Genomic DNA, 11,558 nt, shown 5'->3' with positions numbered 1-11,558 from the left:
ACTTGAGCAGTGGTTCTCTGGCCTTCCCAACTACATCAAGGCTTATTTGCCAATTTCTCTCTGCGAAAGTTGAGTAAGTAATATTATAATGATTGCTTTTGGTTTAGCTGGCCGGAGTTTTCCAATTAACTCTGTGTCCTCTGTTTATACAGATCAATCAGAGAAAATTACCGTTCAAATGATTAAAGGATCTGAAAATAATGGTACGGCTCACGGCATCACCCAGATTATTCCTCATTATCAAATGGTGGCAATTAATCTAAATACGGGCGATAAACAATGGACCAAAGCATTGGCAAATAGAGAGACACTTATCGGCACTTTTATGGGGGGGCTTCTAGTTCATCATAATGATGGTGAAACCGGAAAACTATCGCTTATAGACATTCAGACCGGAAAAGAAAAGCTATCTAAAGAAGTGTTTACAAAGAAACATAAACATTTAATAGATATTTTAAGTAATTCGGCACACAGACTAGCTATTTTGCAAGATAAGTTGTATTTCGAGGGAATTGACGGGAAATATTATCAATATGATGGAAAAAAGTTAAGAGAAAATATCGAAGCAGAAGGATATCTTTCTACTTTTTTCTTTGTAGAGAGCGCGATACCTCATTATTATGCATCACATGATCAGCCTCTAGACCATGAAGACTATAAAGAGATTTCGGAATATATGAATGATGTATTAAATGAACATTCCATTCAACCATTTGCAAATTTAGATCCAAAGGTTTTAGATGTTAACCTAAAGCACAAAACAGCCATTGTTTCTTATCGAAAAACAAAACAGCCAAATGCAGAGCAAATTTTATTATTTTATGATATGGAACTACATCGCATTATTTGGGAAGAAAACATAGGCAGAGTTAATTCTGAACAACAAAATCCAGGAGTAAGAGTTTTAAAGCACTACTTAGCGATTCAGGCAGGAGATGAGTTCGTTTTAATGGATAAGGAGACAGGAAAAGAGCTATTAAGGTATGAGCTGCGTTGGAATCGCCCTGTTATGTAAATTACATGATTGAGGAAGTACATTTTAATATGTGATTTTACGTGGTGTCTGTCAGTGAGTAAACAGCAATTCGATTACTGAATAACACTTATTTAAAAGATTGTTTTTGACAGTGATAGACATAATAGGTAATAATTAAGATTGTAAAATCAGCTGAATCTGTAATTAAGTCCGGAGGAAATTTTTTTGACAGTGAATTGGAGTCGTGAGAATTTTTTATGAAAAAAATAGCAAATATCACCATGATCGTACTCTTGCTTGCCGGTTGCCAGTGGAATCAATTTTGGGACGAGAGCAAGGAGCAACAAAAGCCGGACAACATTTCTGAAAAGAATCAAACGGAAGAAAATCAGCACACTAATGATGCCATTAAAAAAGTGGATCCTGAATTAGCCCTAGAAGCCGCCTATTTCAATGAAATCGTAGAGGTAGACGGCAGGAAAGAAATTGTGAATGCTAGTAATATTCTGGCCTTGGTCAATAAAACCTATGCGTTGCCGAGTGATTATGCTCCTGAGGATTTAATTCGGCCGAAGGTAGCTTTTTCCTTTGGGAATCAGGATATTGAAAAGAGCTATCTAAGAAAAAATGCCGCGAAGGCATTGGAAAAAATGTTTGAAGCTGCCAAGAAAGATGGCATAGAACTTTATGCTTCATCTGGATATCGTTCCTTTGACCGCCAAAAAGAGGTTTTTCAGGTCGAAACTGCAAGGTCCGGGGAGAAAAAGGCAACTCAGGCAGTTGCTATTCCTGGAAGCAGTGAACATCAAACAGGGCTGGCTATGGATATTACGAGTGAGTCTGTTCAATACTATTTGGTTGAAGAGCTGGAACAAAAGCCTGAAGGTAAGTGGTTAAGGGAAAATGCCCATCACTATGGGTTTATCTTACGATATCCGAAAGGGAAGGAAGATATAACGGGATATCAGTATGAACCATGGCATTTCAGATATGTAGGGGTAAAAGCATCGAAGATCATTTATGAACGCAATTGGACGTTGGAAGAGTATTTTGAGCGTGTATCAAAAATCTAAAACTTTGCCTGAAAGATGGCAAAGTTTTTTTAAACCATTCAATTAGCTGCGGAAATGATGGAAAAAAGGCTTGAGAGATTCGTGGCTACTGATTTGACGATTTGTAATCGTCTTGGATATTTTAGAGACTCTCACACTCCATTATGCTTTTACTCGCTATGTAAAACTGGTAGAATAAAGGGGTTGGATAAACTTACAAATGATTGAATAAGTAAAGATGAGCTGAAGTGATGAAAGTGGTGAAATGGATGGAAGAAGATCAAAATAATAGAGAAGATATTCCGCAACATGCCGGATTTATCAAGATGAAAAAATTCAGGTTTGTCATGTTAATTTTTCTTGTCGTATTTTTAACAGCGGGTGTAACCATATTAGCTCTCTCATTTGGCGATGAAAAAGCAGTAAATGTTGGTATGCAGGAAAGATCCGAGTTTAATAAATTATACGACACGTACGATAAATTAAAGAAAAGCTACTTCCAGGATGTAAAGGAAGACAAACTGATTGATGGTGCAATTGATGGAATGGTGAAAGCGCTGGATGATCCATATTCCGATTATATGACGAAAGAAGAAAGTAAGGTTTTTGAAGAAAGCATCACATCGTCATTTGAAGGAATTGGTGCTGAGATTCAGGAGAAAAATGGTACCATCGTCGTTGTTTCCCCCATTAAAGGGTCTCCAGCGGAAAAAGCAGGAATCAAACCAAATGATAAAGTGACTGAAGTGGATGGGAAAAGTGTCACAGGCATGAGCGCCAACGAAGCGGTTCTGCTGATCAGAGGTGAAAAAGGCACGAAAGTGACTCTGACGATTGAACGCAAAGAAGGCGAAGAACCAGAAAAGGTTACAATTACACGTGACGAAATTCCGATTAATACTGTTTATCCTGAAATGTTGGATAACGGAGTAGCCAAAATTCAAATTACGAGTTTTTCCAGCCACACAGATAAAGATTTGAACGAAGCCTTAAAAGAAATGGAAGACAAGGGAATGAAATCCTTGGTTCTTGATTTGCGTAAAAATCCAGGAGGATTGCTGGATCAGGCAATCAACATTTCCAATCTGTTTGTTCCAAAAGGAGGAAAGTTATTTCAGGTAGCCTATAGGAACGGAAAAGTGGAAGAATACGTTGCAAAAGATGGTAAAAAAATTACCGTTCCGACAGTTGTACTGGTCGACGAGGGCAGTGCCAGCGCCTCTGAAATTCTCGCTGCTGCTGTGAGCGAATCTGCGGGTATTCCACTTGTCGGAGAAAAAACTTTCGGTAAAGGCACTGTACAAACAACCGACGAATTCCAAGATGGTTCCAATATCAAATATACTATGGCTAAATGGCTGACTCCTGAAGGCAATTGGATTAATGAAAAAGGAATCCAGCCGGATAAAAGGGTAGCCATGCCTAAATATGCTTCACTGTCTTACATCGATCCGGATCATAAATTAAAGGTTGATTCAGCATCATCTGAAGTGAAAACAGCCGAGCAAATATTAAAAGAACTAGGGTATGACCCGGGCAAGGTGGACTCCTACTATGACGAAGACACTAAACAAGCAGTGATGGAGTTCCAACAAGATGAAAAGCTTAAAACAACCGGTGAATTGTCAGGCGATACAACGATCGCGCTTATGAATAAAATCCGCGAGCATCTGGTGGAAAACGATCCGCAAGTTAAAGAAGCAGTTAAAATGTTGTCCAAGAAGAAAGGTAAATAGAAAATCGCAGACATTTGTTTGTTGGCGTATAAACACTTTGCCCATGGCGTGAGACTGCTTATACGTTGCATCTCTAATTGGATATGGACTGGCCTGATTCTCGACATGGACTAGGTGGATTGACAGTAGTCTCGATTTTATTAACATTTCGTATTTTGAACCCAGAATATTAAACGATGGACAGTTCCTAGCAGCTTTGCGACAAATAAAACGACCTCATCAAAAAAGAACTCCTTGGATTTTCTCACAGGGAGTTCTTTCTCTATTGATGCAGAATTTATACAAGTGACTTGTTTTTTGTTCAAATCACTCATTGTTCACCATATTTCGCGAAAGTTCTTTCATCCTCAATTAAACCACATGAACCGCATTGTATCCTTCTTTCAGGGCCATTATAATGCGCGTGAAAGGGACCTGCCTCCTCCATTGATTCATATTTTTCTACAATTTCACCCGTATCTGGATTCAATTTTACTGCAGAAACGATTTGTTCAACGATATTGAACCGTGTTCGGTTTGTTTTGCAGTTGGGACAGCGATATTTTGTGCTCATGATGACCTCCTTTTTATTAAGAATAACCAAGCATTACTGATTTTATTAAAAAAGTTAATCTTGCTTACATTACGCTTACAATTGAAATAACATCGTAATATATGTTACAAACTGTGCCTGTTTCAACATTTGTCAACCGTGAATATATAGAAAGTTTTAACTGTCAATACAGGATTTTTCCAGCATTGGCAATGTAAGTTATTTCTCTTTCTCTTAAAATATCGCATAATATCAACCTTCAGCTCTATAAATAGATGTAAGGAAAAATATGCTTTGAAATTGGAATTTCCTCCCGCAAATATTACAAAAACCCTATGATACTATGAAAACAGAAAAAGACAGGGAGGAAAAAATGAAATGAAAAAATCAATTATTTCTACAGCAGCAGCGTTGGGAATTTTAGCCGCACCTATAGCGGGACAAGCTAGCGCAGCGCAGCCAGATCAAGCTCAACCAAATGTAAAGGTGTATTATTATCAAGCTGGAGATTTTCAAAACTTTAATGATTTTTGCAAGCAATTTGCTTCCAAAAATCCTAATTGGAAAAATAATCAAAGCAATAAAGATAAACAGCAAGCTGAAAAGCCAGCACCAGAACAAGTTGAAAAACCAGCAGAAAAACCGGCTCCTACTAACCCACAGGAGTCTCAAAAAGAGGAACAAAAGCCAGCAGAGCAGCAAAATAGCCAGTTAAGCGAATATGAGCAAAAAGTAGTTGAATTGACTAATGCGGAAAGAGCTAAAAATGGACTTGCTCCACTTAAAGTCGATGCAGAATTAAGCAAAGTGGCTCGTGAAAAATCCAGAGACATGTCTGCAAACAACTATTTTGATCATAATAGCCCAACATACGGATCACCATTTGATATGATGAAAAAATTCGGTATCAGCTACAGCGCTGCAGGTGAGAACATTGCACAAGGACAGCGCACACCTGAGGAAGTTGTTAATGCATGGATGAACAGCTCTGGCCACCGTGAAAACATCATGAGCAAAGATTTCACTCATATCGGTGTGGGATATGTAGCGGAAGGAAATTACTGGACACAACAATTCATCGGAAAATAATAAATGTGGAACTGTCTTAAAAGTTCCTAAAATAAAGCAGGTGGAGAAAAAGGACTGACTATTTTCTCCACCTGCTTTTTTGCTTTTTTTTGAAAAGAGGTGGATGCCGAAGAATATATAATGTCTGTATATCTTTGGTTCTTTGGTTGGCTTTAACTTCATTCAGCTTCTGCTGAATGAAGTTAAAGCCACTGCGCGTTTGATCTTTCGCTCCCACACAAATAGACAAGCAACATCTCCCCGCTCCTTTCATATGATAATTGGCATGTGAAAAGGGGGAGAAGAATAAATGCACATTTATTCGAAGGGATGGTATATTGCGCAATTGAAAGAAAGAGGCATCCGTTTTCACCCAGAAAAGAAAAAGAAGCTGGAATTATTTAAAATATATGTTGTGAGAAATCTGTACAATGAATTGATAGAAGCAGAGGAAAAAAAGGAGGAGAAATAAGGAGGGAATGTCCAGAAAGGCAAGTGCCTGTTCTTTGTTGAACCGTGAAAGATCCCAACCTAAGAGCTTCCTTTAAAAATGGTGACTTCCGGTGAGATAACTCAACCACAAAATCAACCGAAGGAATAGTTTTCCTTCGGTTGTTCATTATTTTAAGAGCTTTTTAGATATCCCTTTTCAATTGTTTTTTATTCGATTAAGCCTCCAGTGACTGTGTCTCTTCTTCAACTGTGGAGTTGCGAATTATCGCCATCGTGTATAAATCTTTTGGCACCTCATAGAGGTCATACACATATCCGCCGCTGTTCAATTGATTATAAAGTTCACGTCTTGTTTCAGTGGCTAAAATGGTATACGGGAGCTTTTCCGCTGCTTTTTTCGACCGAATGTTTTCTTTGCGGATTCGTAAAAAAACTGTTTCAATGTCATTCTCGAAAAATAATTCCTGAAAAAAGTTTTCCTTCGCTATATGATTATAACCTTTTCCGTGAAATGGCTTGCCAATCCATGTTCCCAAAAATCCGCTTTTTGAGTTGATATCAAAAAGACTAATGGTGCCAATTGGATTTTCCCACTCATCAAGAATGGTCCTTGAGATCAATTCGCCACGTTCTTCTGCTTCAATAGTTTGCTTTGTTAAAAAGACAAACTCATCGTACGAAGATGCTTTCTGACGTACGTAAGGGAAGACATCAGGGTGCGTCATCAAATCAAACAAAATCCGGCATTCATGCCCATTTACTTCACGTTTCTTGAGCATCATCTGAATCCCTCCTGCACAGGGCAGGTCGGCATTCGATCCTGCCCTCGAAATTTTTTAAACTTGCATAAAAAATTTCGGGGTGGGAATCGAACCCACTAAGACCAGTCAGAAACAGGACTGGTGGCGCACCATTTGCCTTCCCTCAATTATGAGATGTATTCTTTTTTTTGAATATCTACCCATATAATACAAAAATTTATTTTGTTTGCAAATACCTAAAATACATTTTTGAAAAATATTATTTTTTGTTTTTCGACATGAGCTTTGCTTCCTTATTGGAGCCTTGTGGATCAAGGTGTAAGGATAGTTGTGGGAACGTTTGATTGCTGAAAAAGAAGGGGTATAAATGCGTTCTTTTTTTAAAAAAGGGGAAGCAATTTCCGCTGTTGTTCCATGATCCGTACATCACAGGAAAATATGTGGAGTGCAATGATACCGATATTTGGAATGGAGTGAATTTGCACTGTCCAAAGTGTGGTCCACATGTTAAGAAATGTTCGTGAAAAAGTTGCAATGGATATGGTCGAGGAATCGTTTATAAATGAGAGGATATAAAAATGATTTTGTCTTAAATACGGACTTTTTCGATAAAAGACGTTTTAAAAAATCTATGATATGTCACAAGGGTTGAAGAAATTATCTGTTGATGGTGAATTACCTACATTTGAACCTCTCTTGGGTGATATTTTGGGAAGTCTTTTTATGATGAAACCTCAACACTTCCACAGGAATGTCGGTTCTTGATAAATCTAAATAAAACATATATGAAATCCCCATCTGAAAAACAGGTGGGGATTATTTGACGCTTACTGAGGTCAGAATTTAGTCACCCTACTCCTACCGATTAGATCTAGAACTAGTGCTAGTGAGATTATCTGACTCGTGAATTTACAAAACATGTTACCTTTTATATAAATCCACTACAGCGATTGCATAATGATCCTATTACTAAGAGTCTAGGGGTTCTCCCACCATATGACTAGGCATTTCTCCGATGGGCTCTTCGAAAAACCATGCTCCCAAGCTACTGACATGAGGGACATCTTGGAATGTGATAAGAATAGCGTCTTCTGTATCAGACGTATTGCAATGCTCATGTTTTGACCAAGAAGGAGCTAATACAAGGTCGCCTTTTTTCCACTCAATTATTTCTTCATCAATGATACTATATCCTTGGCCTTGAAAAACAAAAAAGAGTGCAACATTTGAATGACGATGTGCGTGTTCATGTACTCCAGGCTTAAAAACCTGGACTATAACATTAAGAGTAGGGGATACCCCGTATGCGTCACCTGTATCTTTATGCACTAGAGAAATGGTGCCGCGGCCTTTCTCTGGTGAAGCTACTGTCTTCTTAAGCTTAGGATATATATCTTCCCATTTCCATACGGCTGGGCGCATCCTTGACTTCATAGCTTTCTTGCGGAATTCTGATACAGACATTATTTCTGTTCTTTCTTTGCTCATTGCTCTTGTCCCTCCTTGGATAATGTAAAATTTTTCTTCAAGGTGCCTTTGTCTTCTCGAAATTCTCATCCACCTGTCTATTGATTATTAAAACGAGAGATCCAAATATTTAAGGTATTCAAATATCACTCCTTCCTGCCTTGCCGGTTCTCGCTTCTGTCTTTAAGAGGTTCATCCACACATTCCTTAGTCCCGATGTATACACGGAGTAAATATGACTTAATTACCTACGATGGACTGTCTGTAGGTACTGTACTAGGAGGCACTTTTTTGATAAAACTCAAATTTGTTCTTTATATATCAGTATAATTGTCTATTTTCATTAATCAATTCAATTATTTTTATGAAAACGATAGGATTAAGCTATAATCATTCAATCTTACTACAGGTCATGTTCTTTTGCGATGCCCCTCCCTTCCTAGAAAACTGTGAGAAATGAAAAAGAGCGGCTATGATAGCCCGCTTTTTTTAATCTGAAAATTATAGTGATGTTTGTACCTCAAAAATTGCACCTTTAAGGATATCCACAAATTCGTTAATTTCTTTTTCATTGATGCAAAGCGGAGGAGCATAAACAATTGTATCTTTATCCCAGTATACAACGTTACGCAAGATCAATCCGCGTTCTCTTGCTATAGCTACAACTTTTACAGAGACTTTTTCCTTGAAACGTTCGCCAGTTTCCTGATTTTTAACAAGTTCAATTGCACCAACTAATCCAAGGTGACGCACTTCACCGACGATATCAGTTTCTTTTTGAAGCTCTTTTAATTTGCTTGCTAGAAGGTCTCCCATTACCTTGGAATTCTCTACCATGTTTTCATTTTCCATAATTTCAATGTTTTTCAAACCAACGGCGCAAGCTGTTGGGTGACCGCTATAAGTCAGTCCATGCATCAATACGCCTTTGGAGTATTTAATTAAATCTTGATGTATGTGCTCACGTAACACAACTGCACCTAATTGAATATAACCGCTGGAAATACCTTTAGCCATTATCATTACATCTGGAACTATATCATAGTGTTCACAAGCGAACATTTTTCCTGTACGCCCAAAACCGCTGATTACTTCATCAGCAATGAACAAGATATCATATTCATCACAGATTTTACGGATTTCCTTTAAGTATCCTTCTTTGGGAAAATTTACTCCGCCCGCTCCTTGAATAGGCTCAGTTAGGAATGCCGCGATGGTATCTGCTCCTTCTTCTTCAATTACTTTTCTAAAAGCATCCGGATCATCCGGATCAATATGCACGAACCCAGGTGCTAGTGATGTAGTAAACTCATGGAATGATTTGATTCCGGTGGCACTTGTGGAACCAGATGCAACTCCATGATATGCTCTTTCACGAGCAATAATTTTTGTCTTTTCAGGCTTTCCTTTCACTTTCCAGTAGTGGCGGACAAACTTATATGCTGAATCGTTTGATTCAGAGCCGCCGGAAGTGAAGAATACGCTATTTAAATCACCAGGCGTTATTTCGGCAACTTTAGCAGCAAGACGAATAGCAGGTTCGTTACTCAAGCCAGTAAAACTTGAAACGTACGCACATTTTTCAAGTTGCTCTTTTGCTGCTTCAGCAATCTCCTTACGGCCATATCCAATGTTTACATTCCAAAGGGAAGCCATACCTTCAAGATATTTCTTTCCATTAACATCTGTAACATAAACACCCTCCGCTTTATCAAAAATAATACCAGGACCGTTTTCTTGCTGATCCTGTAAAGAAGATGTCGGATGAATAAAATATTTCTTGTCCAATTCAACTAATTCTTGCCTTAATATTTCGGTGCTCATATTTGAACTCCTCCTCTTCAAAGTTGTATAAAAATGTGGAAATATAGCGGTATTGCCACATTTAGTTTAATTTGAAGTGAAAAATTATACAATCTAATAATCTATATCATTTCAATAGGATATTCCTATCATTATGCAAAAGGATAATGGTAAAGATTCGTATGTAAAATCAATAGAAATGGAGTGGTAGGGAAGAAATTTTGACTCTTCGCTATTTTTTTCATGAATGAGCGAGCTAAGAAATAGTTAAAGATGATAGTGCTTTTCATTATAGTATTTACCTATCGAAACAATATGGTTTATTAGATTGATTAATCATTTTCTGCGATTTATACTAAATCGCGATGAGGGTATCATAGCCTGTTGTTGTAGGTTTCAGCCAACAGGGAAATGCCAAAGCCACTTATCAAAGGAGAATGATAGTATGAAAGATCTACTTAAACAAGATCCCGCTATAGCAACTACTGTCAATTTAGAACTTATACGGCAACGAAATAAGTTAGAACTAATTGCTTCTGAAAACTTTGTAAGTGAGGCGGTGTTAGAAGCGATGGGGACAGTCTTAACCAATAAATATGCGGAAGGCTACCCAGGGAATAGATATTATGGCGGTTGCGATTACGTGGATATCGTAGAAGAGTTGGCCAGACAAAGGGTTAAGGAGCTGTTCTGTGCAGAGCATGCCAATGTGCAACCCCATTCAGGGGCCCAGGCGAACATGGCGGTATATTTTGCTGCAGTAGAGTTCGGTGATACGATTCTCGGCATGGATCTATCACATGGAGGGCATTTGACGCATGGAAGCCCTGTCAACGCTTCTGGAAAAATGTATAACTTTATCCCATATGGGGTGAATGATAAAACCTTTCGCATCGATTTTGATGAGGTACGGAAATTAGCTCACAAACATAAGCCACGAATGGTTGTCGTAGGGGCTAGCGCTTATCCGCGGATGATTGACTTCGAGCCATTTGCTCAGATTGCAGAAGAAGTAGGCGCATTGTTCCTCGTGGATATGGCTCACATCGCAGGAATCGTTGCAGCAGGTTTGCACCCAAGCCCAGTTTCCTATGCCGACTTTGTAACGACAACAACTCATAAAACACTGCGCGGACCGAGAGGAGGAGTTATTTTATGTCGCAAATCATGGGCCCGGGCCATTGACAAAGCGGTCTTTCCAACAACTCAAGGTGGTCCACTCATGCATATGATTGCAGCGAAAGCTGTTACTTTTGGAGAAAACGCCAAGCCCGAGTTTAAAACATACATGGAGCGCGTCGTTCAAAACGCCAAAATATTAGCAGAAGCATTAATGGCAGAAGATCTAACAGTTATCTCTGGGGGAACTGATAACCATCTAATTCTTCTTGATCTACGCAACATAGGGGTGACTGGGAAAGAGGCTCAGCAATTACTTGATGACATTGGAATTACCGTTAATAAAAACATAATTCCTTTTGATACAACAAGTCCGTTGGTAACAAGCGGGATTCGTATCGGAACACCTGCAGTGACAACAAGAGGTATGGGCCCAGAGGAAATGAAGTTAATTGCAGGCATCATAGCACAGACTTTAAAAAATCCTAGACGTTCGGAAATACAGGAAAAAATGAGAGATAAGGTAAAGGGGATATCCTCGCGGTTCCCTTTATATGAACGTGAAGTAAGCAGAATATAGGAAGAGTGTTG

At 38.6% G+C, this 11,558-nt stretch carries 10 protein-coding genes; 6 read left to right on the top strand and 4 right to left on the bottom strand.

Annotated features, from left to right (window positions below):
- Positions 1–82 precede the first annotated feature (82 nt).
- From H9631_RS18205 to H9631_RS18195, 3 genes are all read left to right on the top strand, one after another.
- A complete protein-coding gene (locus tag H9631_RS18205) occupies positions 83–1,015 on the top strand; it encodes a PA2928 family protein (protein ID WP_318246833.1) in 933 nt (310 codons plus the stop codon).
- 218 nt (positions 1,016–1,233) lie between these two features.
- Positions 1,234–2,049: a M15 family metallopeptidase gene (locus H9631_RS18200; protein WP_191815347.1), complete on the top strand. Its 816-nt coding sequence runs from the start codon at positions 1,234–1,236 to the stop codon at positions 2,047–2,049.
- Positions 2,050–2,297: 248 nt separating this feature from the next.
- Positions 2,298–3,764 carry a lmo1851 family serine protease gene (locus H9631_RS18195; RefSeq protein WP_191815345.1) on the top strand — a complete coding sequence of 489 codons (1,467 nt, stop codon included), beginning with the start codon at positions 2,298–2,300 and terminating at the stop codon, positions 3,762–3,764.
- A 310-nt stretch (positions 3,765–4,074) separates the two neighbouring features.
- On the opposite strand, the gene H9631_RS18190 is transcribed toward H9631_RS18195, so the two are convergent.
- Positions 4,075–4,317, bottom strand: a complete 243-nt coding sequence (locus H9631_RS18190; RefSeq protein ID WP_191815343.1) for a DNA alkylation repair protein — start codon at positions 4,315–4,317, stop codon at positions 4,075–4,077.
- Positions 4,318–4,674: 357 nt separating this feature from the next.
- Between H9631_RS18190 and H9631_RS18185 the strand changes: the two genes are divergently transcribed.
- Complete coding sequence (locus H9631_RS18185) at positions 4,675–5,385, top strand: CAP domain-containing protein (RefSeq protein WP_191815341.1); 711 nt, start codon at positions 4,675–4,677, stop codon at positions 5,383–5,385.
- Between the two features lie 289 nt (positions 5,386–5,674).
- Positions 5,675–5,836 (top strand): DUF2639 domain-containing protein, encoded by a 162-nt coding sequence (locus H9631_RS18180; protein WP_191815339.1) that lies wholly within the window; start codon positions 5,675–5,677, stop codon positions 5,834–5,836.
- Positions 5,837–6,032: 196 nt separating this feature from the next.
- Here H9631_RS18180 and H9631_RS18175 read toward each other — a convergent pair whose 3' ends face one another.
- The 3 genes from H9631_RS18175 to H9631_RS18165 form a co-directional block, all read right to left on the bottom strand.
- Positions 6,033–6,596: a GNAT family N-acetyltransferase gene (locus H9631_RS18175; RefSeq protein ID WP_191815353.1), complete on the bottom strand. Its 564-nt coding sequence runs from the start codon at positions 6,594–6,596 to the stop codon at positions 6,033–6,035.
- Positions 6,597–7,547: 951 nt separating this feature from the next.
- A complete protein-coding gene (locus tag H9631_RS18170; protein WP_191815337.1) occupies positions 7,548–8,066 on the bottom strand; it encodes a cupin domain-containing protein in 519 nt (172 codons plus the stop codon).
- Positions 8,067–8,546: 480 nt separating this feature from the next.
- Complete coding sequence (locus H9631_RS18165) at positions 8,547–9,869, bottom strand: aminotransferase family protein (RefSeq protein ID WP_191815335.1); 1,323 nt, start codon at positions 9,867–9,869, stop codon at positions 8,547–8,549.
- Positions 9,870–10,293: 424 nt separating this feature from the next.
- Between H9631_RS18165 and H9631_RS18160 the strand changes: the two genes are divergently transcribed.
- On the top strand, positions 10,294–11,547 hold the full coding sequence (locus tag H9631_RS18160; protein ID WP_191815333.1) for a serine hydroxymethyltransferase: 1,254 nt from the start codon (positions 10,294–10,296) through the stop codon (positions 11,545–11,547).
- Positions 11,548–11,558: the final 11 nt, after the last annotated feature.

The organism is Bacillus norwichensis, from assembly GCF_014836955.1.
GTDB lineage: Bacteria > Bacillota > Bacilli > Bacillales > Bacillaceae_C > Siminovitchia > Siminovitchia norwichensis.
Note: the sequence above shows the minus strand (reverse complement) of the source record. Positions and strands in the feature narration are given on the sequence as shown.

What these genes read in the sequence shown, in the direction of transcription:
- H9631_RS18200 (WP_191815347.1), top strand. Translation starts at nt 1,234, where the DNA reads ATGAAAAAAATAGCAAATATCACCATGATCGTACTCTTGCTTGCCGGT.
- H9631_RS18195 (WP_191815345.1), top strand. Translation starts at nt 2,298, where the DNA reads ATGGAAGAAGATCAAAATAATAGAGAAGATATTCCGCAACATGCCGGA.
- H9631_RS18190 (WP_191815343.1), bottom strand. Translation starts at nt 4,317, where the DNA reads ATGAGCACAAAATATCGCTGTCCCAACTGCAAAACAAACCGAACACGG.
- H9631_RS18185 (WP_191815341.1), top strand. Translation starts at nt 4,675, where the DNA reads ATGAAAAAATCAATTATTTCTACAGCAGCAGCGTTGGGAATTTTAGCC.
- H9631_RS18180 (WP_191815339.1), top strand. Translation starts at nt 5,675, where the DNA reads ATGCACATTTATTCGAAGGGATGGTATATTGCGCAATTGAAAGAAAGA.
- H9631_RS18175 (WP_191815353.1), bottom strand. Translation starts at nt 6,596, where the DNA reads ATGCTCAAGAAACGTGAAGTAAATGGGCATGAATGCCGGATTTTGTTT.
- H9631_RS18170 (WP_191815337.1), bottom strand. Translation starts at nt 8,066, where the DNA reads ATGAGCAAAGAAAGAACAGAAATAATGTCTGTATCAGAATTCCGCAAG.
- H9631_RS18165 (WP_191815335.1), bottom strand. Translation starts at nt 9,869, where the DNA reads ATGAGCACCGAAATATTAAGGCAAGAATTAGTTGAATTGGACAAGAAA.
- H9631_RS18160 (WP_191815333.1), top strand. Translation starts at nt 10,294, where the DNA reads ATGAAAGATCTACTTAAACAAGATCCCGCTATAGCAACTACTGTCAAT.